22 protein-coding genes and 1 tRNA gene are annotated in these 23288 nt (G+C 49.5%); 9 read left to right on the plus strand and 14 right to left on the minus strand.

Annotated elements, in window-relative coordinates:
* Nucleotides 1-22: 22 nt before the first annotated feature.
* Nucleotides 23-93: transfer RNA gene (locus ACZ5LF_RS08965), tRNA-Thr, on the plus strand.
* Between the two features lie 108 nt (nt 94-201).
* Nucleotides 202-1350 carry a CapA family protein gene (locus ACZ5LF_RS08970; protein ID WP_380569856.1) on the plus strand — a complete coding sequence of 383 codons (1149 nt, stop codon included), beginning with the start codon at nt 202-204 and terminating at the stop codon, nt 1348-1350.
* Between the two features lie 247 nt (nt 1351-1597).
* Here the strand turns inward: ACZ5LF_RS08970 and ACZ5LF_RS08975 are convergent, their stop codons facing one another.
* The 5 genes from ACZ5LF_RS08975 to ACZ5LF_RS08995 form a co-directional block, all read right to left on the minus strand.
* Complete coding sequence (locus tag ACZ5LF_RS08975; RefSeq protein ID WP_380569857.1) at nt 1598-2578, minus strand: nuclease-related domain-containing protein; 981 nt, start codon at nt 2576-2578, stop codon at nt 1598-1600.
* A gap of 140 nt (nt 2579-2718) precedes the next feature.
* Entirely contained in the window at nt 2719-3612 is an 894-nt protein-coding gene (galU, locus tag ACZ5LF_RS08980; RefSeq protein WP_380569858.1) for a UTP--glucose-1-phosphate uridylyltransferase GalU, read from the minus strand.
* Nucleotides 3613-3721: 109 nt separating this feature from the next.
* On the minus strand, nt 3722-4612 hold the full coding sequence (tatC, locus tag ACZ5LF_RS08985; RefSeq protein WP_380569859.1) for a twin-arginine translocase subunit TatC: 891 nt from the start codon (nt 4610-4612) through the stop codon (nt 3722-3724).
* 9 nt (nt 4613-4621) lie between these two features.
* Nucleotides 4622-6352 (minus strand): GMC family oxidoreductase, encoded by a 1731-nt coding sequence (locus tag ACZ5LF_RS08990; RefSeq protein WP_380569860.1) that lies wholly within the window; start codon nt 6350-6352, stop codon nt 4622-4624.
* Entirely contained in the window at nt 6352-7134 is a 783-nt protein-coding gene (locus ACZ5LF_RS08995) for a gluconate 2-dehydrogenase subunit 3 family protein (protein ID WP_380569861.1), read from the minus strand. Before ACZ5LF_RS08995 ends, ACZ5LF_RS08990 begins: the two co-directional genes overlap by 1 nt.
* Nucleotides 7135-7212: 78 nt before the next feature.
* Between ACZ5LF_RS08995 and ACZ5LF_RS09000 the strand changes: the two genes are divergently transcribed.
* Nucleotides 7213-7608 (plus strand): hypothetical protein, encoded by a 396-nt coding sequence (locus ACZ5LF_RS09000; protein WP_380569862.1) that lies wholly within the window; start codon nt 7213-7215, stop codon nt 7606-7608.
* 61 nt (nt 7609-7669) lie between these two features.
* Here the strand turns inward: ACZ5LF_RS09000 and ACZ5LF_RS09005 are convergent, their stop codons facing one another.
* Nucleotides 7670-8404 carry an MBL fold metallo-hydrolase gene (locus ACZ5LF_RS09005; RefSeq protein ID WP_380569863.1) on the minus strand — a complete coding sequence of 245 codons (735 nt, stop codon included), beginning with the start codon at nt 8402-8404 and terminating at the stop codon, nt 7670-7672.
* Between the two features lie 111 nt (nt 8405-8515).
* The gene (locus ACZ5LF_RS09010) at nt 8516-9604 is read right to left on the minus strand and encodes an AI-2E family transporter (RefSeq protein ID WP_380569864.1); all 1089 of its coding nucleotides are present in this window, start codon (nt 9602-9604) and stop codon (nt 8516-8518) included.
* 147 nt (nt 9605-9751) lie between these two features.
* On the opposite strand from ACZ5LF_RS09010, the gene ACZ5LF_RS09015 reads away from it, so the two are divergent.
* The 3 genes from ACZ5LF_RS09015 (at nt 9752) to ACZ5LF_RS09025 (ending at nt 12680) form a co-directional block, all read left to right on the plus strand.
* Nucleotides 9752-11311, plus strand: coding sequence for an alanine/glycine:cation symporter family protein (locus ACZ5LF_RS09015; protein ID WP_380569865.1), 1560 nt, complete (start codon nt 9752-9754; stop codon nt 11309-11311).
* A 65-nt stretch (nt 11312-11376) separates the two neighbouring features.
* Complete coding sequence (locus ACZ5LF_RS09020; protein WP_380569866.1) at nt 11377-12102, plus strand: alpha/beta hydrolase-fold protein; 726 nt, start codon at nt 11377-11379, stop codon at nt 12100-12102.
* A gap of 65 nt (nt 12103-12167) precedes the next feature.
* The gene (locus tag ACZ5LF_RS09025; protein ID WP_380569867.1) at nt 12168-12680 is read left to right on the plus strand and encodes a YjcG family protein; all 513 of its coding nucleotides are present in this window, start codon (nt 12168-12170) and stop codon (nt 12678-12680) included.
* 271 nt (nt 12681-12951) lie between these two features.
* Here the strand turns inward: ACZ5LF_RS09025 and fabI are convergent, their stop codons facing one another.
* From fabI to ACZ5LF_RS09055, 6 genes are all read right to left on the minus strand, one after another.
* A complete protein-coding gene (gene fabI, locus ACZ5LF_RS09030) occupies nt 12952-13719 on the minus strand; it encodes an enoyl-ACP reductase FabI (protein WP_380569868.1) in 768 nt (255 codons plus the stop codon).
* A gap of 159 nt (nt 13720-13878) precedes the next feature.
* Nucleotides 13879-15738 carry a cation:proton antiporter domain-containing protein gene (locus ACZ5LF_RS09035; protein ID WP_380569869.1) on the minus strand — a complete coding sequence of 620 codons (1860 nt, stop codon included), beginning with the start codon at nt 15736-15738 and terminating at the stop codon, nt 13879-13881.
* 10 nt (nt 15739-15748) lie between these two features.
* Nucleotides 15749-17095 carry a magnesium transporter gene (mgtE, locus tag ACZ5LF_RS09040; RefSeq protein WP_380570018.1) on the minus strand — a complete coding sequence of 449 codons (1347 nt, stop codon included), beginning with the start codon at nt 17093-17095 and terminating at the stop codon, nt 15749-15751.
* Nucleotides 17096-17198: 103 nt separating this feature from the next.
* Entirely contained in the window at nt 17199-17993 is a 795-nt protein-coding gene (locus tag ACZ5LF_RS09045; RefSeq protein WP_380569870.1) for an NAD kinase, read from the minus strand.
* Between the two features lie 26 nt (nt 17994-18019).
* A complete protein-coding gene (gene yjbM, locus ACZ5LF_RS09050; protein ID WP_380569871.1) occupies nt 18020-18643 on the minus strand; it encodes a GTP diphosphokinase in 624 nt (207 codons plus the stop codon).
* A gap of 27 nt (nt 18644-18670) precedes the next feature.
* Nucleotides 18671-19012 carry a UPF0738 family protein gene (locus tag ACZ5LF_RS09055; protein ID WP_380569872.1) on the minus strand — a complete coding sequence of 114 codons (342 nt, stop codon included), beginning with the start codon at nt 19010-19012 and terminating at the stop codon, nt 18671-18673.
* Between the two features lie 118 nt (nt 19013-19130).
* On the opposite strand from ACZ5LF_RS09055, the gene ACZ5LF_RS09060 reads away from it, so the two are divergent.
* The 3 genes from ACZ5LF_RS09060 to ACZ5LF_RS09070 are packed head-to-tail and all read left to right on the plus strand — an operon-like array spanning nt 19131 to nt 20893.
* On the plus strand, nt 19131-19733 hold the full coding sequence (locus tag ACZ5LF_RS09060) for a CYTH domain-containing protein (RefSeq protein WP_380569873.1): 603 nt from the start codon (nt 19131-19133) through the stop codon (nt 19731-19733).
* Entirely contained in the window at nt 19717-20088 is a 372-nt protein-coding gene (locus ACZ5LF_RS09065) for a globin domain-containing protein (protein WP_344704128.1), read from the plus strand. The genes ACZ5LF_RS09060 and ACZ5LF_RS09065 overlap by 17 nt, the downstream gene beginning before the upstream one ends.
* Nucleotides 20089-20101: 13 nt before the next feature.
* On the plus strand, nt 20102-20893 hold the full coding sequence (locus ACZ5LF_RS09070) for a DsbA family protein (RefSeq protein WP_380569874.1): 792 nt from the start codon (nt 20102-20104) through the stop codon (nt 20891-20893).
* 567 nt (nt 20894-21460) lie between these two features.
* Here the strand turns inward: ACZ5LF_RS09070 and pepF are convergent.
* A complete protein-coding gene (gene pepF / locus ACZ5LF_RS09075; protein ID WP_380569875.1) occupies nt 21461-23260 on the minus strand; it encodes an oligoendopeptidase F in 1800 nt (599 codons plus the stop codon).
* Between the last annotated feature and the right edge of the window lie 28 nt (nt 23261-23288).

The following is a 23288-nucleotide window of genomic DNA, read 5'->3' on the forward strand; positions in this document are numbered from 1 at the left end:
CCTAATCCGACCAACCCATCCAGCCGGTATAGTTTAATGGTAAAATACCGCCATGGTAAGGCAGAGCTGCGAGTTCGATTCTCGCTACCGGCATTTGTGACTTCCCATCCATTTTAGGATCGGGAAGTTTTTTTATGCAATCACTGGTTATATATGTGCCTTCATTGTAGAATCAATATAAAAGACAAGGGGGATTTATATATGTTGAAGATGATGATGCTTCTGATGCTCAGCCTCCCTTTTGGTGATGCTGACTACGAGGCGCATGCTGTATATGATAAAACGCTCGAACAGATATCCGGAGACGCGATACATAACGTGGTCGAGACCCATTTCGACCTTGAGACATCCTTCAACTTCGCCGCAACGGGTGATGTGCTGATACATGACCACCTCTATGAAGATGTCGAGACCGAATCAGGCTACGACTTCACCTCACGGGTCGATGAGGTTGCGCCTTATCTGCAGGATAAAGATCTCGTATTCATGAACCAGGAGACCCCGATCGGCGGCGAGGAGTTGCGATTGAGTGGCTATCCGATGTTCAACGCGCCGCTTGAGGCTGCCGATCTGCTTGAACATCTGAATGCAGACATCGTCTCACTCGCCAACAACCATACGCTCGACCGCAGCACTGAAGGAGTCGAACGTACAACTGATATTTTGAAGGAGAAAGGGATAGAATATGTCGGGGCGAATGTCAGTCCAGAAGACCGGAAGCGCCAGCGCATCATCGATGTTGAAGGGGTGTCGGTCGGCTTCCTCGCCTACACCTACGGCACGAACGGCATCCCGGTTCCTGAAGGGGAGGACCACCTCGTCAATCTGATTGATATGCTGACGATTTTATCCGATATGGAAGACTTGCGGGATGAAGTCGATATGCTGGTTGTCAGCATGCACCAGGGGAATGAGTACGAGGAGTTCCCGAGGGATGAACATGTCCAGCAATTTGAGCAGATCGCCGATGCCGGGGCCGACATCATACTGGGCCACCACCCACACGTGCTTCAGCCCGTCGACATCTATGAGCGCGAGGACGGTGAGGAGACTGTGATCGCCTACTCGCTCGGCAATTTCTTCAGCGCCCAGCAGAGTCTGGAGACGAAGCTCGGCGGCATAATCGGCTTTGACATCACCTACAGTGGAGGCGATGAAGACATCTCCGTCGATGCGGTGAAATTCATGCCTACCTATATGCACAGCAATGAGTTCGATGACTTTGAACTCGTTCCGCTGACCGACGCCACCGAGTACGGCCTCAATGACGCCGACGGCGTCTATCAGGATGTCAGCGACCATATGAAATACTATACCGACGAAGTCGAAGTCGTCGAATATTTGGAATAGACATATTGAACCACTTCCATCATGCGGAATGCGCCGCTTGTGGGAGTGGTTTTATTTTGTTGCGGGGTGATTGATTAGGTAACTCGCCTTCGTTTGGGCGACGAACGAGAATTGGAACGTTAACTCGCCTTCGTTCCGGCGACGAACGAGAATTGGAACGTTAACTCGCCTTCGTTCCGGCGACGAACGAGAATTGGAACGTTAACTCGCCTTCGTTCCGGCGACGAACGGGAATTGGAGACTCAACTCAAATTTGAGAGGGTTTCTTCTCATATCTTGATTTATACTGCTTGATTGCCAATAATTCTTCAAGATAGTGTGTTTCGACAGTGTATGCTGCATGTTTGCCTCTTTTTATGGCTATGCAATATTTCGTCAGGGCGTGTTCTATACATCTGAGCCCAACCTGATCGGCAAGCATCCACCGGATCTGCTTTTTATCCATGGAAGCATCGGGAAATAGATTGGAATGATCGACTATAGCGCGCACGACCAGCCGCTCGGTGGTTTCGTGGTGGCCGCACTGCCGGCATTCGACTGCATACCTTTTAATCGATAAATCAACGGCGCTACAGCGGGCACAGCGAATCCCTGGCTTTATACGGCTGGGATCGAGTTCTGGGACGCGCATCGGGTCATCGATGATACATGACTTGATGGTCTCGGCGACGTCCGATGCTTCTCTACTGGCATACCCTGCTGCAATATCCGCCATATAGGGTTTCAGCATTGTCCGGTTGATGATATGCCGGTCATCTGTTTCTGAATCAGAGGTGAGGTTAAAGTCGGGATTGATGAAAATGACTTTCCCGTCAATCTGAAATGAATGCCCGCCTTTCGACCTTATATGTGTCAGCTTGCCGACAGTCCGCCTCACCTGGGCGACCGGGTCTTCAGAAATACGGTAGCCGTTGACTGACCATACAGCATTTTCCAGCCGATATAACCCTGAATAATTTTTTATCTCATTCACAGTCACTTGGCCGTCATCAATAATAAGCACATCTGCCTGGAGCACTGCATTTCCGACCTGTAGCCAGATGTCCCGGAAAATCAACAGGTGATCATGGCCGGCCGCTTCCCACAGCGCGTCATAGGCCCTCTCACCTTCGAAGCCCCGACGCAATGCCCTAAGCCTTTTCACTTCCTGTCCCGTCAAGCTACAGCGCACTTCCAACGCTTCGTAAAACAGGAGCTCCTTTGATTTTCTTCTATCTGTTATAAACATGACATGCACCTCCTACATAATATATGGAGGAAAATGCCTGATTTGCTCTTTTTATTTTGACTAATTTTACACTTTGAAGATAAAAAGCGGCACCCCATGCGATTCCCCGGAATTTTGGGGCATGGACTGCCGCAGTTTTTCTATTCTCTTATCCTGTCGTAACGCTTCAGGGAGTCTTCCATAAATTCAAGCAGTTCATCGCGCATATCGGATTTAAGCGCATATTCCATCGTCGTTTTGACGAATCCGGCCTTGTCGCCGACGTCGTAACGTGTGCCTTCGAAATCAACGGCATGGACATCGCCGCCCGACTCGATGATCGCCCGGATGGAATCGGTCAGCTGGATTTCACCGCCTGCTCCAACTTCCCCTTTTTCAAGATGATCAAAAATCTCAGGCGCAAGAACGTAGCGTCCCATGATGGCGAGTGTGGAATCCGTTACGCCCGGGCCCGGTTTCTCATGCATATCGGTCAGATGGTAAAGGTTATCCTTTTGGCCATCGTATTCGACTATCCCGTAGCGGGAAGTCTCCTCTGCCGGCACCTGCTTCACACCGATGACCGAACTTTGGCATTCTTCGTAATGGGCGATCAGCTGGCCGATGGCGGGCTTTCCGCCTTCATTATCGGCGATATCATCCCCGAGCAGCACGGCGAACGGTTCGTCCCCGATGAACTGCTTGGCAGTATGTATGGCATGTCCGAGCCCTTTAGGGGATTTTTGTCTGACATAGAAGATATTTGCAAGTCCGGTCGCATGCTCAACCTTCTCAAGCAACTCGTACTTCCCCTTCTCTTTCAAGTTCATTTCAAGTTCCAGCTGATGATCGAAATGATCTTCAATGGCACGCTTGTGCTTGCCGGTGACGATGATGATATCTTCAATACCCGCTTCGACCGCTTCCTCCACTATATACTGGATCGTCGGCTTATCGAGGATCGGCAGCATTTCCTTTGGCATGGCCTTGGTCGCCGGCAGGAACCGGGTACCGAGTCCAGCCGCTGGGATGACCGCTTTTCTTACTTTTTTCATTTATGAAGCCCCTCCTTTTCCTATATTGTACTATACCAGATATTCACCTTGCAGGTACATTCTGGATAAAATAACTAGGCACAAAAAAGAAGGCTCCTAGAGCCTCCTTTTAAGCTGCTTCTGCCTTTTCCGCTTCTTTTTTGGCGGTGCGCCGTTCTTTGCGCCTGACCAGTACAATACTCACTTCATAGAGGCCGATCATCGGCAACAGAGTGATGATATGCGTGAAGAAGTCGGGTGGTGCGATGATGGCTGTGACGACCATCAAGGCGAAATATGCATACTTCCTTGATTTCCGCATGAACTCTGAGTCAAGCAGTTCAATATGACTCAGGAACAGGACCACTATCGGCAGCTGGAAAATCAGACCGAAGGGAATCGTGGTAATAAGCAGGAAGGACATATATTCATCCGCCGTCACGAGCACATCGAAATTGACCTGCCCCATCTGGATCAGGAAGAAATAGCTGATCGGGTGCACGACGAAATAGCCGAACGACACTCCGATAACGAATAGCACGAGCATGATCGGCAGGGACCCCTTCAGGAATTGGGTCTCCTTCTCGACCAGGCCCGGCCGTACAAACTGCCATAGGAACCAGCATATGAACGGAATGCTCAGCCCAAGGCTGATGGCTGCTGAGGTCTGGATGTAGAAGCGGATTACTTCAAACGGTCCAAGCACCACGATATCTGCGCCCTTCGACACGATCGGGAACCACCAGCCGACGGTGGAGAATATGGTGAAGAACCAGACGACGAACACGATCGCCGACTTGAGGAGCATAGACCTCAGATCTTCGATATGATCCATGAGAGGCGCAAAAGGCTCTTCATGCGTCACCCGTTTCCGCTTCCGCGACGGTTCTTCCGGTGGTGTCGGCGTATTATTGCCAGACCCATTCCCATTTCCACCATTGCCCCCCGCATCAGCGCTTTTATTCTTTTCCGCTTTGCGCTTATCGGTGGGGCTGATGTTCATATTCTGATATGGATCCATTTATATCACCTACTTATCTTCAAGACGTCCGCCTTCCTTGGCGAATCGGATCACCCCTTCAGCACAGCGGTATGCAAGTGCACCCACAGTACCGGTTGGGTTATATCCACTATTATGCACGAAATTTCCCGCGCCGACCACAAAAAGATTATCACGATCCCAGTGCTGCAACCAGGTGTTGACGACACTCTTCTCGGGATCATCCCCCATGATCGTACCGCCTGTGTTGTGCGTGGACTGGTAAGGTACGATGCTGTAGTCGCCGAGTTCTGCAGCTTTCGATACTTCTTTAGCCCCCATCTCCTCAAGCACTTCAGCCGAACGTTCGGCGAGATGCTGATGGCGGGCACGATCCTGGTCTTTGAAGTTGTATGTCAATTTGACGAGCGGCACACCGTAATCGTCCTTATACGTTTCGTCAAGATCGATGTAATTATCCTTATGCGGCAGCGTTGCGCCCTGGCCTGAAACACTTAATGTACGCGTATAGTTTTCGATGGATTCCTTCTTGAACTCGCTGCCCCATGACGGTGTGTCCGGGCGGAGCGGGTTTGTCGCAATCGGACGGTTGCCTGTTTGTGTGACCGAGATGTTGCCGCCATGCAGGAAATCGAGATCCGAATGGTCGAAGTTATCCCCATTGTGGTCATCAAATGCCATTCCTAATGCACCGGCTCCCATGAATGTATTGAATTGCTCATCGAAGAAGCCTGTGGCACCACCAAATATCTGGTAGCAGTAGCTGCGTCCAAGCGTCCCTTCCTCCGTCTCAGGATCATATTGCTTGCCGATGTCTGATACCCTGAGGAGCTTGTAGTTGTTGAATACATAGCTGTTCAGCACAACCACGTCCGCTGGCTGGATGAATTCCTCCCGGGTGCGTGTATCGACATATTTGACGCCGGTCACCCGGCTGTCGTCGTCTTCGTCCGTCAGGATTTCAACGACATTGGAGTGTGTGCGCACTTCAAAGTTGCCGGTCTCCCGGGCAGCTGGTATCACCGTGATTTCAGGAGAGGATTTCGCGCCGTATTCACAGCCGAAACGTTCACAGAACGCACAGTATTGGCAGGCCTGGATCTTTTGGCCGTCCGGATTTTCGAATGCTTCGCTCAAGTTTGCCGAAGGCATCATGATTGGGCTGTAGCCAAGCCCGGATGATGCTTTTTCGAATTTCTTAAGAATCGGTGTCTTGATCATAGGGGGTGTCGGATAGGCATCCGAACGCTTGCCGCCGAGTGGGTTCTCTTCACCGGAAAGGCCGCACGTCTTCTCAAACCGGTCAAAATAAGGTTCCAGCTCATCGTATGTAATGCCCCAGTCCTGGAGTCTGTAACCGTCATCTTCCATCAGTTTATCCTCACCGTACTTCTCTTCCGTCATGCTGCGGATTTCGAAGTCGTACGGCAGGAACCGCCATGTCTGCCCATTCCAGTGCGTCCCCGCTCCACCGAGGTTTTCACCAAGGAGGAACGAGCCGAGCTGGCGCATCGGCAAGGCCCGCTGGTCAGGTGAATTTCTGAACGTCAGCGTCTCTTTGGAGACATCCTGCATCAGTTCATAGCGTATCGCGTATTTGTATTCGTCATGGATATTCTGGTAATCTTCCGTACCCCGTTCCTTACCGCGCTCAAGGCCCACTACTTTTAAGCCTTCTTTGGCTGCTTCAGCTGCTATGATGCCGCCTGTCCATCCAACGCCGACCGTCAATACATCCACTTTATCAAGTTCTTTTGCCATCAGCTTTTACCTCCATATAGAGATTGCGGTTTGATATCCTCAAATTCTCCGCTGTCGATCTTATCGATATACTGGTGCTGGTGTCCCGGGAACTGCTTCATCTTCCATCCTTCCATACCACGGTTGCCGCGGTACATCGGATCGCAGTAGACCCCTTCGATTGTCGCGGAACGCAGCAGGTTGAAGAAGTCCTCCGGTTTTGCTGTCGCAGAAGGCACGCCCATATCCGCTTCACCCTTTTGGAATTTCGTCAGCACTTCATCCATATCTTCTCCGTCAAGCTTTGAAAAATCATCGTCGAATGCCTCGTTGGCTTCCGCATCCAGGCGCTCTATGCCTAAAGTGAACAGTTCCGCCCGCGTCAGGCGCGACTGATAGCCTTGGGTTGGTTCCCCTTCATAGAATGGCCCTTTCATGTATTCTTTGGAGTTGTTGCCGTATGCGCCTGCCAGCTGCATATCAAGGAAATACGGTGCACCGAGCTTGATTGCGCCGGGCCCCATATCATCTTCCGGATAAATGCGCTCCATGGCCTGTGAAATCGTTTCGAACTGTGCATCATTATGGAAGAAGATCCGGCCGGGGTTCTCTGACCCGCCGTCTGCCGCGCCCTCACCCTTGTTCTCGCCACTGGTGTCTGAGGCGGTGTCGCCATCGTTCAAATTATAGCCGACAAAGCCGCCGATCAGGGAACCTCCGATAATGCCTCCCGTGGCCACACCGGTCGTCTTAAGGAAATCGCGTCTCGAAAACTGCTTGTCATCCGATCCTTTCTGCGCCATCTAAAACACCCCTTTGAATTAAATATGTATACAGTATATAATAAACGCACAATCTTTTGAATAGTTAGGAGGAATATTGTGAATTTTTTTAAGTATCTGACATGGAACAACAGTCATATGGATCTGCGTTATGTTGAAAATCCATATGGTGGAGATATCCGGATAACGAAACTTTACCGGGACCCGTCTGCGATAGATCTCGAGCGCATCAACCGTGAATATAGCGAGGAGGTCGCCACAGCCCAACGGGCGATAAGCGGCAACCGTTTGGGTATGCTCCTCATCTTCATGGCCCTCGTCTTCATGCCGGCGCTTGTTTTAAGCGTCATCCAATCGAATGTGCTGCTGATTGCGGTTATCATCATCTATTCCATCATTGCGTACTTCGTTGTGGAAGCGATCAACCAGGTGGAGATCAACCGGGTATTGTATCAGATTGATTCAGAGGAGCGGCGCACTTCAGATGCCGCATAAAAAGGATGGACCCCAAATGGGTGCCATCCTTTTTTTGTCAGGAATCTACACTCTACGTCTCCTATATTTCAACTTGCATGCCGGCCTCGGCCAGCCTAATTTTTTTTACCCTGTGCTGCTTGGCACTGTCAAGCAGTACTTCCAACGCGCCGTGGTGAGGCAAATTTGTAAGTATCGTCTCGGTAGCGTCTGCCTTCGACGCCAGGCGTCCAGCCTCTTCTGCATTCATATGGCCTTCCACTTTGCCGTCATAGCCTTCATACAGTCTACAGTCGGTAATGAGCAGGTCGGCCCCGAATGCAAAGCGCACCAGGCTGCCCCGGTAGCATGTATCCGACGTATAGACGAGGACGGCACCGGTATCATCCGTCACCCGTATTGCATAAGTTTCCGTACTGTGTTCGTTGCGGTGGAACTCCAGTTTGAAGGGACCGACTGTATAAGTCTTTTGAGCCCGGATGGGCTGGAATGTGCTATATCGTGCACGGCGGATCTCGCGTACGGGCAGACCGCCTTCCGGCCCGTACACCTTCAGATTGCGGTCGGTTTTTTTATGTTCCCGTGCCAGTTTCCGCGCCAGTACAAAAGCTTGGATGTCCCCTGCGTGGTCATGGTGGTAGTGTGTCAGGAATATGTGGTCGATGGTGTGGATATCAACATACTTCTGTACTTGGCCGGCTACGCCACTGCCTGCATCGATCAGCAGATTCACTCCATTCTTTTGCATCAGGCAGCCGGATGTCGGTTCCGAATACTTCGGAAAACTGTTCCACATCCCTACTATTGTCACTTTCATGGCATCATCCCCCATCAGGATTATTCCATTACTTATACCCGCTTTTCATCTCGGGCAAGCGGCAATGAGCCATTTCATCATCAAAAAAGACGGGGAAAGTCCCCGTCCGGTCTAGGTATTGCGCGGTTCCGACAGCATCGTATTTCTGATGTTTGCACGGTAGTTCCATATATTTCTGATGACGGTCTTGATTACTGCATAAGTCGGTATCGCAATCAGCATGCCGATGAACCCGGCGATATTGCCTGCCGCAAGAACGACTGTTATGACAGTAAGTGGATGAAGGTTCAGTGTCTGGCCCATTACATTCGGTGTAATCAGATTACTTTCAATCTGTTGGGCGACTAAAGTGATCAGGGACACCCACACCAGCATGATGGGTTCCTGGATCAATGCAAGCAGCGCAGCCGGGATGAAAGCCATCCAGGGCCCGATGAACGGAATCAGGTTCATGAACAATGCGAATATCGCAAGCAGCAGTGCATATTCAAGGCCGATGGAAACATAGCCGATGTAGAGGATGATGCCAAGGATGAAGCTGACAAGCATCTGACCTTGGATGAATGCACGTAAAGTATTGTCTATGTCATGCAGCAGTTCGGTCAGGAACTGCTTGAATGTCCCTTTGAATGGAGACACCATCGCCGGTACGAATTTCTCATGATCCTTCAGCAGGAAGAAGAAGAAGAACGGAATTAGAATGAACGTGATCAGCACGCTGACCGTACCTGATAGGATCGCCATGACATTGCTCGCTACGTTCGACAGCATCTCCGAACCGCGGTCCAGGGCATCCTGGATATATTTCTGCGGATCGAACGGCAATTTATCCCGCTGGGAAAGTGCATAATTGAACAGCTGTTCTATCTCATTCTGAATTACTGGGGCACGGGAAATCAGATTCTGAACTTGCTGCGTCACCATTGGTACGATCAGGATGGTGAGGAGGGCAAGCAAAAGCAGAATGATGACGAAAACCGCCAGAATGCTCGTCAGGCGCCCGGCACGCCGTTTTTCCAGAAAGCGCTGTATCGGCTCAGTGATATAATACAGGAGGCCACCCAGCAGAAGCGGGAAGAAAATCGTCGCGACTACCGTGAATATCGGTTCAAAAATGACCTGGACCCTGATGACCAGCATGATGATCAGCAGTGTAATGATGATTGCAATACCAGTTTGGAACCATACTTTATTAGTCATTGGCATAATCTCCTTACGGGTTGTTAAAGTAGAACCCATTGTATCATAAATTAGAATACCTAATAATATTTATATGGACAAATGAATTGTATACAAGTAAAATTAAAGTTGTCAGAATCTTCAAGACAAAGGGGAAGGGGAAATAGTATGCAGACAATCGTTGATTTTCTTAATGGCCTCGTTTGGAGCTCGCCTCTTGTATACGGTCTGCTGGCCGTAGGACTGTACTTCAGTTTGAGGATGCGCTTCTTCCAGATCAGGCACTTCAAGGAAATGATCCGGCTTATGTTCCAAGGTGAAAGATCACCAGTCGGAATTTCCAGTTTCCAAGCCTTGGCTGTATCTTTATCCGGCCGTGTCGGTACGGGGAACATAGTCGGGGTCGCTACAGCCATCTACATCGGGGGGCCAGGTGCGATATTCTGGATGTGGCTCATTGCCTTCCTAGGGGCAGGCAGCGCATTTGTGGAATCCACTCTGGCGCAGATCTATAAGCAGAATGAAGACAATCAGTACCGCGGTGGTCCAGCGTACTACATAGAAAAGGGGATAGGTGGGAAGTTCGGTAAAATCTACGCCGCAGTTTTCGCACTTGTAACGATTCTTGCCACTGGCTTCCTGCTTCCGGGCATCCAGTCCAACTCTATAGCAGGTTCCATGACGAACTCGTTCACCATGCCACACTGGGTGATCGGCGCGATTCTTGTAGTACTTGTCGGCCTGGTCATCTTCGGCGGGATCAAATCAATCGCCAATGTTGCAACGGCAGTGGTGCCGTTCATGGCTCTCGTATATGTATTGGTGGCCATCATCGTGGTCATCATGAACATCCAGGAAGTACCTGCCATGTTCGCTCTCATCTTCAAAAGTGCCTTTGGCATGGAGCAGCAGTTCGGCGGCATCATCGGCGCGATGATCGCAATCGGCGTCCAACGCGGCATCTACTCCAATGAAGCCGGTCAGGGTACCGGACCTCACGCAGCAGGTGCAGCTGAAGTTTCACATCCTGCCAAACAAGGACTTGTACAGGCATTCTCCGTATATGTCGATACACTTTTCGTATGTACGGCGACGGCTCTCATGATTCTTATGACAGGCATGTACAATGTTTCAGATGGTGAAGGTGGCCTCCTCGTAGACAGTGGTGTCTATCAGGAAACGCCGGGTGGCGAGCAGAACGTAGAAGGCACAGTGGCCTATACACAGGCCGGCCTCGATAAGGCATTCAGTGGCCAGGATACTTTCCAGGCTGGTTTCGTCGGATTCGGTTCTTATTTCATCTCATTTGCACTTCTATTCTTCTGTTATACTACAATACTTGCATACTACTACATCGCAGAGACGAACCTCGTCTATCTGACGAAAGGCCGCTGGCCGATCGTAAAGACTCTGCTCGGCGTGCTGCTGATCGGTTCGGTATTCTACGGCACGATCAACTCGGCTGGATTGGCTTGGGATATGGGTGACCTCGGTGTAGGCCTCATGGCCTGGCTGAACGTCATCGGCATACTCATCCTGCAGAAGCCGGCCATCGCTGCACTGAAGGACTTCGAGAAGCAGAAGAAGGAAAAGGGCTCAGGAAAGTACGCAATCTACTCTCCAGACCCAGCTACAGTCAAATCGGCAGATTTCTGGCATGTGGACTATCCGAAACGCCTTAAGGATGAACAGGAATATAATATGAATTACGGCGATGATGAGCGTTAAATACCATCATTGATGTTTCACACTTGCCCCCTTGTTGGTAGAATAACCAAGAGGGGGTAATTTTTATGGAAATGACACCAGGGAAAATACACAGTATTGATTTCAAATCGGAAATTTTAAATGACACTTATGAAATCCAGTACTATATACCAAAAAACTTTTCAGACCTTTATAAACACAGGGTCATCATTACATTCGACGGCCAGGACTTCTTCCGCTTCGGACAGCTTGAACGGACGTATGAGAAATTGCGTGAGGCAGAAGAGATAGACCGGGCCATCATCATCGGGGTGCCCTACCCTGACGTCGACTGGCGTTATGACCACTTCAGCCCGAACGGCAAGCACCATGAAAAATTCGTTTCTTTCACTGCCCATGAGTTGATGAGTTGGGTTGATGAACACTTCCCGACACTAAAGGTCGGCACTTCCCGCACATTGATGGGGGAATCGCTCGCTGCAAGCTTCGCATTGTCGGTCGCCATCACCTATCCGGCCACATTTTCCAATGTATTGGCGCTCAGTCCTTATGTTGACGATGATTTCATCGCCCGCTTCGAATCCCAAAGTTCACTCATGCATCTTGACATGTATCATACTATAGGGTTGGAAGAGGATGATTTTGAAAGCATCTCGAAAGATCGTGCCGATTTCCTGATGCCGAACCGCAAACTGCATGAGCATCTTTCCACCCGGCTGCTTGAATATAAATATGAAGAGTTAGACGGTGGCCACATCTGGAAAACGTGGAAACCAATCTTGGAACCGGCGATGAAACACTTCTTAAGTTAGAATATTATGGCATTTTGAGAAAACTTTGATATACTTAAGGTATAACAAAGCAGGGAGGAATTACGATGAATTTCGGAATAGCAATGTTTCCATCTAAACAGCTGCAGGATAAAGTCAACCAATATAGAAAAAGATATGATGCGCATTATGCACTGATCCCCCCGCATATCACTCTAAAGGAAAAGTTTGAAGCGGATGAATCCGAAAAAGAAAAAATTTCACAACATCTAAAAGAAATTGCTAAAAAGCACAAACCAACTGACATCGAAATCAAGAAAGTTTCAAGTTTCTCACCGAACTCTCTAGTCATCTATTTCAAAGTAGAAAAGAATGACGAACTTGTCGCTCTGCATGACGATTTGAATGATGGCGAATTCTATGGCGAAAACAGCCATCCTTTCGTGCCACACTTGACGATTGCCCAAGGACAGACTACCCAGGAGTACGAAGACATCTTCGGCCAACTCAGCATGGTGGGCATCGATCACCAAGAAACACTTGATAAAATGAGTCTTCTTTACCAGCTCGACAATGGCGTCTGGCAGGTATATGAAACATATAAACTCGGCGAAGGCTGAGTGTCAAGGAGCGTTCCAATATATTTGGAACGCTTTTTTTTATTGCCCGCTTAAGCTGGATGGTGGTCAGTTTTGATGTAACTCTCGTTCGTTTGTTGCGACGAACGGGAATTAGCACCCCAACTCGCCCTCGTCCGCTCGACGAACGAGAATTAGCACCCCAACTCGCCCTCGTCCACGCGACGAACGGGAATTAGCACCACTCTACTCAACAACGGATACAGCCCGAAATAAAAAAGCAGCACCTTCGGGTGCTGCTTTTTCAGCTATATTAAGCCATGATGTGGTAACCGGAATCGACATGGAGGACTTCTCCTGTGATGCCGCTCGCCAAATCACTGAGCAGGAATGCGACAGTGTTGCCGACTTCAAGCTGATCAACGTTGCGTTTAAGTGGTGCACGTTCTTCAATTTCCTTCAGGATGGATTTGAAATCTCCGACCGCTGAAGAGCTCAAGGTACGGATCGGGCCGGCTGAAACGGCGTTGACGCGGATGCCGGACTCGCCGAGGTCGAGTGCAAGGTAGCGTACGCTGGATTCGAGGGCTGCTTTGGCAACACCCATGACATTGTAGTTAGGCATTGCGCGCTCTCCGCCGAGGTAAGTCATCGTTGCGATGCTGCCGCCTTCATTCATGATTGTTTTAGCATGTTTTGATACCACTGCCAGGGAATACGCACTGATGTCGAGAGCGTTTTTGAAGCCTTCACGGGTAGTATCGCTGTAGCCGCCTTGGAGTTCATCTTTTCCAGCATATGCGATTGCGTGCATCAGACCATCGATGCCGCCTGTCTTCTCGCCGATTTCCTTGAACGCTGCTTCTACCTGCTTGTCGTCCGTGACGTCACATTCCACGATGATGTCGTGGTTGCCTTCTAGGTCACCCAAGATTTTCTCCAGTTCGCGCCTGAAGCGTTCATTCAATATTGTAAATACCAGTTTTGCACCCATTTTATCGAGGGCCCGCGCGGCACCCCAGGCGATGCTGCGCTTATTGGCAACGCCCATGATAACAAAAGTTTTACCTTCGAGATTCATAAGTCATAAACTCCCTTTTTCATTACACATGGATCCATATCCACGTGCTTATGATTTAATGTTAGTACCTACTACTAATCTACAGTTTTTCATCTCTGATTGCAACAAAAAAGAAAGCACCATCTTATAAGAAAAAATGCACCCCGGAGGGTGCATTCGTTAATATAGTTCCAGTTCCCGCTTCAATTCTTCCACATACTCCCTAGATCCCGTCATGAATATACGGTCATCCACCTGGAGTCTGGTATCCCCGTGGGGCACAATCGACTCCTGTCCACGCATGATCCGAAGGAAGATGATATCTGCAGTGAACGGGAAGTCACGCAGGATCATTTCATCGTAGCGGTAGTTGTTCATCTGTATCTCATAGATGGCCGTCTCTTCATCCGTCAGGAGATCCATCATGTGCGGAGATTCGATCAATCCGCGCAATAGTGTCTTCGAGCTCAACAGTGCAGAGAATGGCTCGTATCCAAGTCCTTTGATGGCCTGTTCCCTTGTCGGGTCTTCGATTCTGTAGATGATCCGTTCCACTCCCCGATTTTTAGCCATTTCCGCGACACGCCAATTGATGTCCGCCGCATTGGCTCCGACGACCACGATATCGCTGTCGAATGCATCGGCTGCGTCCAGGGCTTCTTCGGAATACTCCGGTATCTCCTGGAATGAGAGGTTCTCTGTATTCCTTTCCCTAGAGTCGGAAAAATTCTTGTGGAAGATGAGCCTGACATTATACAGACCCCCGGCGACGCTGTGCGCCACCGGCACTGTCAGCTGGTTGTTGCCGAAGATCGTCACATTGATGACACGGTCTTCATTCTCACCTTCCGGGTAGAGCTGCTTGAAGACGACCGGGGTGATGATGCAGGCGATGACAGCACTCAATATGAACATGCCGCTCTCGGAATTCGTTATCATGCCGATCTGTTCGGCGATGACTGCCGCTGCGATGATGAGCGACAGTGTCGAGGTCAACAGGAAACCGGCTGCCGTGACGCGCTTCAAGTCAAAATACCGCAGCAGGAACGCCACCGGTATCAGTTTGCTGAACAGAAACGCAAACAGCAGTACCGGAATCAGTACGAACACCCGGCTGTCCGAAAACAGCGCAGGCAGATTCAACTCAACTCCGACCATGATGAAAAATATCGGGATGAAGAATCCATAGCCGAACGAGTCCAACTTATGGACAATATCCTGGTCCGGCTTCAGCAGGCTGACGATACAGCCGGCGATGAAGGCACCGAGTATATTCTCAGCCCCGACACCTTCAGCCAAAGCGACAAGCATGATGATGAGGGCGAAGACGCCGCGCATCCCGATCTGCATCGTACCGTTATTCAGAGATTTGATGAACTCCGAGCCGTTCATGACACGGCCGAGGAAATAGAATAGGATGGCAAAGGCCACAAGTATCCCCATCAGCCACAGCGGCTTGCTTGCATCCGCGTAGAGCTGGGAATAGAGGGCGAGCATTATCATCGTCGTCAAATCCGCAATGACTGCAATCAGCAGGATGATCTGCCCCATCCGGGTGCTGATCAGATTCGCCTCCTTCAAAGTCGGCACTACGACACCAAGCGAAATGGTTGAGATGATGATGACGAGCAGAAAGACATCGTCAAATATCCCAAGGCCCCGCATAAGCAGCGCAAACAAGAGGCTTAGGCCGAGCATCGCTGCAAATATGCCCGTCGTCAGCATCAGTATGTTCGGCAACGGCCTTTTCAGGATCTTTGATTTCTTCTGGCGACTCGCTTTCTGCGTAAACGCGTCAAAATCGATTTCAAGTCCACTGAGGAACATCAGAAAGATGAATCCAAGTGTAGACAATACCTTCAGCCAAGGGTCGTTGCCGTCGACGATATCGAAAAAGGAGTCGCCGATGATGACGCCTACGATAATCTCCGCCACAACGACCGGCAGGAAGCTGACTTTCAATCTGCTGATGAGTATAGGGGTCAGTAATGCCGCCAGCACAACGATGGCCAACGACACTACGGATGGTCCGTGTTCCATAAGCTACTCCTTATATGAGGTAAGACATTAGTGCGTTAGCAAGTGTGAAATAGATGAGCAGACTGATGATATCGTTTGACGTGGTGATGAACGGCCCGCTCGCCACCGCCGGATCAATATTCAAGCGATCCATCACCAGTGGGATGAGTGTGCCGAGCAGTGTCGCCAACGTCATCGCAATCAGCAGACTGACGCCCACGATCATACCAAGAATTGACGAATCATACAATAAGGTGATGATGGTGAACAAAAGAATCCCGCAGACCGACCCTGTTATCAAGCCGGAACCCATCTCCCGGAAGGCAAGTTTAACCTTGCTCGATTCCTTTATTTCACCGGTCGCAATCCCCCGCACCGCAACCGCCAGAGATTGTGTCCCGCTGTTTCCCGCCATCCCGCCGATGATTGGGATGAATGCACCCAATATGGCAACCTGCGCCAGCGTATCTTCGAAGCGCGTGAGCATTGTAGCGGTGATCATCCCCATGAAAGTCAGACCGATCAGCCACGGCAGGCGCTTTTTGGCTGTGGAGAAGGAAGAATCCGAAGTCGGCTCGATTTCACTCATACCGGCAAGCCTGGAGTAGTCCTCACTTGCCTCTTCATCGATGACGTCCATGATGTCATCGGCCGTGATGATACCGACCAGATGACCCTGATAGTCGACGACCGGCATCGCCAGGAAGTCATAGTCACGCATAATCTGCGCCACTTCCTCCTGGTCGTCCGAAACGCGGGCGGAGACGACACGTTCGATCATGATATCGCCGATATAGGCATCATCATCTGCTATGATCAGTTCACGCAAAGAAAGGATCCCCGCCAGCTTGCGTCCTTCATCGACGACGAACAGGTAGTAGATCGTCTCCGAGTCCGGCGCCTTCAGCTTGAGGTGGCGCATGGCCTCCCTGACGGTCATCAGTGAAGTGAGGCTGACGAACTCCGTTGTCATGATACCACCGGCGGTATCTTCTTCATAATTCATCAGCTTGCGTATTTCCTGCGCGTCCTTCCTCGGCATCAGCGTCAGAAATGAGGTCAGCTTTTCCTTTGAAACGCCGCTCAATATATCCACTGCGTTGTCGTACTGCATCTCTGCAAGCATATCTGCAGCGTAGCGGGCGTCCATCGTTTCGAATATTTCATCATACTCGTCCTCATCAAGTTCTAGGCTGTCGAAGAACTCCCCTACCTCCTCCGGGCTGAGGAAATGGTAGAGCCGCTGCCGATCTTCTTCTTCAAGCAGAAGATAAAATTCACTCTGATCATAATTATGCAGGTCCAGGAAAGCTTCCCGGAAGTCATCTATACGTTCATTCCTGAGGTGATCCAGGAGCACATCGTACTCCATCTCCATCTCAGTCTTCTCGATTGTCTCAACCAATTTTGCCACCACCTGTTCATATTGAATTTCATTCTACATCAAAACAAAAGAAAAAAGCACCCTGCGAGTGCTTTTCCTACGATATGAAAGAATCGTGCACCCGTTTCCAGAATGGGAACGGACGGAAGCGGGCGAATCTCACTTTTTCATCAGCAACCCTGAATTGTATCGATTTGACGCCTTTATGCACAAGATTGATGTGGTCGATCGTCATCTTGTAGACTTCGCTGTTGACCGGCAGCACCTGACAGGTATGGTGTTTAGGCAATACCAGCGGTGAGCCTACGGTCCGGAAGACCCGGTTGTTGATCGACGCGATTTCAGTGATCTGGATTGCTTCCAGCGAAGGATGGATCAGTGCGCCGCCGAGTGCCTTGTTGTAGGCTGTCGAGCCGGACGGGGTCGAGATGCACAATCCGTCTCCACGGAAGCGTTCGAAATGCTGATTCCTGAGGTCGACATCCATCACCAAGGTGGTGCCGTCATCCGTCCTCAAGGTCGCTTCGTTGAGTGCGAGGTACCGCGTTTCGGTTCCTTCCGACTCATACCGTATAATCGTTTCAAGAAGTGGATATTCGATGACCTGGAATTCATCATTTTGGATGGCGATGATGAGCCGTTCCACTTCGTGGGGCAGCCAGTCTGCATAGAAACCGAGATGCCCGGTATGTACACCGACGAAAGCCGTATGGTCGAGCAGGTGCTGATAGCTGTGGAAAGCCTGCAGCAGCGTGCCATCCCCACCGACGGAAATGACGATATCCGGCTTCTTGTCATCCAGTTCCATGTTCATGTCAATCATATAGTTCATCATCTTATCTTTAAGTGCGTTCGATTTGGTGTCCCCCTTGGACACTATGAAGAACTTCATGTCTCACCCCGCCTTTCCATAGAGCGCTAGCGCATGCTGCGTTTCTTTGTGTAGTATTTTTGTGCATCCTGTATCTCTTCACGGATTTCAGACATCTCCTGGTCGAGCAGATACGCCGCTTCTGCTGCATTCTGCAGACGCTTCTTGATTTCCGGTGGATATTCCCCGCTATACTTATAGTTCAATGTATGCTCAATCGTCGCCCAGAAGTTCATCGCCAAAGTGCGGATCTGAATCTCCGCCAGTATGATCACCGGTCCACCGATCCGTTCGACCGGATATTCCACGATGAGGTGGTAGGAGCGGTAGCCACTTTCCTTGGTATTCGTCACATAGTCCCTTTCTTCGACGACTTTCATGTCGGTCCGGTTGCGGACTTGACTGCATATCAATTCGATGTCGTCGACGAACTGGCACATGATCCTGACACCTGCAATGTCATACATCCCCTCTTGCAGCTTGTCGTAAGGTATGTTGCGGGCACTCGCCTTTTCGATTATGCTCTGTACTGGTTTAACCCGCGCCGTCACAAATTCTACAGGGGAGGCTTGGCGGTTGAGCTGGTAATCCCGCCTCATGCCTTTGAGCTTTATCTTAAGTTCCTCCACTGCCTGCCTGTACGGTGCGAGGAACTTCTCCCATTGTTCCATCCTCTACACTCCAGTCTTAAAACGCTTCTATTGTTTGAATGTTTCCTTGACTGCCCTTTCGAATGCTTCCCCGTAGCTGTTGCCTTCGATGGTATCAACCAGGTGATCCAGCTGATCCCAGAAGTCAGTCAATATGACATCGGTATTCAAAATGATTTCGCTGCCGTGGTGATCGCGCAGCATGCGCCATGTCTTTTCCCCAAAATGCACTCTACCGGCTCCTTCGCCGTCGTCCAGAAGATAGATGAAGCTCTTCTCATCCGGGTCGACAGTCATGCGTGCCGTCGCCTGGAGGCCTTCCGTCCGTTCCTCGGACAAGCATTTGAGCGCTTCATCTTCGAATTTGATTCCATTAACATAAATGTCCATTTCCTCACTCCTTGCGCACTTTATTCTACCATAGTAAATGGTATTTGATAACGACATAAACTGTTTACTTTACAGTCCTTTTCAATTTATAGATAATATACACTAAGGAGTGGATTTAATGAAAGAACTCGAGATTGAATTCAAGAATCTATTGACAGGCGATGAATATGGCCGGCTGGATCAGGCATTCTTCCAAAATGCCGAACCGGTCATACAGACCAATTTCTATATAGATACCCCGGATCTGGATCTTAAACACAACCGCCTGTTGCTCAGGATACGTGCAGTCGGCGGCAACCAGGTCATGACCCTTAAAGAACCGACCGATAAAGGCGTCATGGAATACCATGGAGAAGTTGATAACGACCTCAGCTTCGACCAGAACATCCGACGGGATGAACTTCCCGCAATCATCTGCAACGAACTGGAGCGCTTCAATATCGATACGACGCAGCTCAGGATATATGGCGCTTTATCGACCAAGAGACGGGAAGTGCCGTATAAGGATGGGCTGCTTGTGCTGGATAAGAACAATTACCTTGATACAGAAGATCTGGAGTTGGAATATGAGGTGTCGAATCGGGACAAGGGTGAGACCATCTTCCAGGACCTGCTCAAGGAGTATGATATCGAACAGCGCGAAGAGATAACCAAAGTGGAACGTTTCTACAATAAACTGACGGAAATCAGGACAGGTGACAATTATGCCAATACCCTATAACGATATCGGCCGTGAAAAGCTGTATGAAATGATCGATATATTCTATGGTTACGTGGGCAACGATGAGCGCATCAACCACTTGTTTCCGGAAGATTTGACAGAAACGGCCTACAAGCAGAAATTATTCCAAACACAATTCCTTGGTGGTCCGAACCTTTACATGGAAGAATATGGACATCCAATGCTGAAGGCACGCCATAATCCATTCCGCATCACTCCAAAAGCAAAGGATGCGTGGCTTGAAAATATGGATAAAGCGATGGATGATGTCGGACTTGATGGTGATTTACGCACATTCATCATGAAGCGTTACGAAATGACGGCCAATCATATGGTGAATACGATAGAAGAATAAGCAGGGTGAGGACATGAATAGAACTGGAGAACAGGCACTTGTATTAGAACCCGTATCCCATCAGATTGAGATATTCTACTTTTTCGATCCGTTCTCAGAAGACTGTCGCGCCCTGGAGCCCGTCATCAACCGGCTCCAGATCGAATACCGCGGGCATGTGACAGTCAAAAAGATACTTGCACCTTCCCTTCAGGTCCTGACCAAATGTCAGGCCCAATCCACAACAGATATCGACAATATCGCACTGGCCTACAAAGCTGCCGAAATCCAAGGCCGCAACAAAGCCCGCGCATTCATGCGCTATGTGCTGAACCGCATAATGCCGAACCGCAACATCTGCACGATTGAACATATGGAAGAGAGCGCGCGCCTTGCGGGGCTCGATGTCAAGTCGTTCACGGCAGATGCCCAATCAGGTTCGGTACGGAGCCTCCTCAGACGCGATCTGATGGTCTACCGTGAAATGGATGTCGAATCCCTTCCATCACTCGTCTTCTTTTCAGGAGATGTCGAAGCGGAAGGCATCAAAGTGGAGGGTGTATACCCGTACCATATCTACACGTATATCATCAATGAACTCATCGACCATGAAATAGAAAAAAACCCGTTGCCAAGTATCCACGACTACATTGAGACATATGAAGTCGTCAGCTTCCACGAACTCAAGACAGTTTTCGAATGGCGTACCGGTCTTTTGCTAAATGAATTGAAAAAACTCAGACTGCAGCGGCTGATTGAAGAAGTCGAGACGGAAGCCGGCTTCTACTATCAGATCCGCGGCGGATCGTCGGCATTGAGAGAATAGTTTCATCAGTATACCCCCTGTCAACTGGATAAAGATCCGGTTCGCAGGGGGTGTTTTGCTTTTACTAGACGGGACGAACGAGAGTTAAACCGCTAATTCGCCTTCGTTGCCCAGACGAACGAGAGTTAGACTGCTAATTCGCCTTCGTTGCCCAGACGAACGAGAGTTAAACCGCTAATTCGCCTTCGTTGCCCGGACGAACGAGAGTTAGACACCCAATTCATTCTTCCTATCTCTCCGCCAATAAAAAAACACGGAATCCAAAAGGATTCCGTGCTTCATATATATTATCATCTTTTTTTTAAAAAAAGCAGCACACCTTCTTTAGTGTGCTGCTCAAACAAAGGGGATGGGAGAAATTTTTCACTGTTACAACAAAGGGGTATGTTTCAGTGAGAAAAATTCCATATACGTAATATACCACGGTTAAAGGCTTCAAACAACACTTTGCATGTCTTTTCACAATATAGACAAAATGAAAACGCATTCATATCATACTTGTATAACTTTAATCTACATGTCTACATAATTAAAGAAATCCGAACCTCAAAGGTCCGGATTCCATCATCATATCTCCTTGAGCAGTGCCTCGAACTGATCGAGCTGTGATTCGAATACTTTCATCGCGTTCTCAACTGGTTCAGCAGTTGTCATATCGACGCCTGCATTCTTGAGGACGTTAATCGGGTAATCCGAAGACCCCTTCTTCAGGAATTCGTTGATATAACGCTCAGCTGTCTCAGACCCTTCCTCAAGCACCTGCTTTGAGAGGCTGGCTGCAGCTGCGTAACCTGTAGAATACTGATAGACATAATAGTTCATATAGAAGTGCGGGATGCGCGCCCACTCCACTTCAATATATTCATCGTACTCCATCACATCCCCAAAGTATTTGCGGTTGAGCGCCCCGTACACTTCGTTCAGGCTTCCGGCAGTCAGCGGCTCACCCTCTTCCTTCATCGTATGGATCTTGTGTTCGAATTCAGCAAACATCGTCTGCCTGAATACCGATCCCTTGAATCCTTCCAGCTGCTCATTCAACAGATATAGTTTCTTCTTTTTATCCTCAAGATTCCTGAACATATAGTCTGCAAGCAACGCCTCGTTGAAATTACTCGCCACTTCGGCGATGAATATGGAGTAGCCGGACATGTTCGACGGCTGGTTCTGCCTGCTGTAGTAGCTGTGGACACTGTGTCCGAATTCATGCGTCAAGGTGAACAGGTTGTTGACATTATCCTGCCAATTCATGAGGATGAAAGGATTTGTGCCGTAGGTACCGGAGGAATAGGCACCGCTTCTCTTGCCTTTATTCTCATAGACGTCGACCCAGCGGTTCTCCAGGCCTTCCTTGACGATGCCTACGTACTCTTCACCCATCGGTTCTAATGAATTCAGCATCCATTCCTTCGCTTCCTCGTACTCCATCTTGAAATCGACATCTTTCACCATCGGTGTATAGACATCATACATCTTCAGTGTATCGAGTCCGAGCAGCTGCTTGCGCAGTTCAGTATACCGGTGCAGCAGGTGCAGGTGCTTGTTGACGGTTGCAACCAGATTATCATACACTTCCTCCGGAATGAAGTTGTTTGAAAGCGCCTGGTGCCGCGCCGATTCATAGCCGCGTGCCTGTGCTTCGAAGACGTGTGTGGATACTACACCCTGCAGTGTCTGGCTCAATGTATTCTTGAATGAACCGTAAGTTTTGTATAGATTTTCATAGGCTGATCTACGCAGTTCACGGTCGCTCGATTTGAGTAGATCAATGTAAGTGCCTTGTGTGAGTGTATGCGCATTTCCTTCAGCGTCGATCGCATCCGGGAATTCCAAGTCCGCGTTATTGAACATGCCGAACGTCGATGTCGGGTTGGACAGCACTTCTCCTGCCTGTGCCATAAGCTTCTCTTCCTTGTCGCTGAGTATATGTTCCCGCTTCCTGTTCAATTTTTCAAGATCGAAGGAGAACTCGGAAAGACGCTCATCCTGGCGCCATTCTTCGAGCGCATCTTCATCAATCTGCAGGATTTCAGGCACCAGGAAACTCCATGCCGTATTGAATTTGACAACCAGTGTGCGCGCCTTGGCTTCCATACCGCTATAGGTGTCATTCGATGTATCCTGGTCGTGCTTAAGGTGTGAGTAGACGAATAACTTGCCTATCTCTTCCGTCAACTCGCGCTGGGTATGAAGCGCTTCCGATAGTCTTTCCAGGGAGTCGATGTTCCCTTCGAATTGTTCCGCTTCGCCCAGCCTGCCTTCCAATTCCTTATACTTCTCTTCGAACGCTTCGTCCGACTCGAAAATATTTTTGAGATTCCATGTATACTTCTCCTGTTGTTCTTCACGTGTTATTACTTTTGTCATTATATACCCTCCAATTTTCAGATAGTCT

The sequence above is a fragment of the Salinicoccus siamensis genome (genome assembly GCF_055391965.1).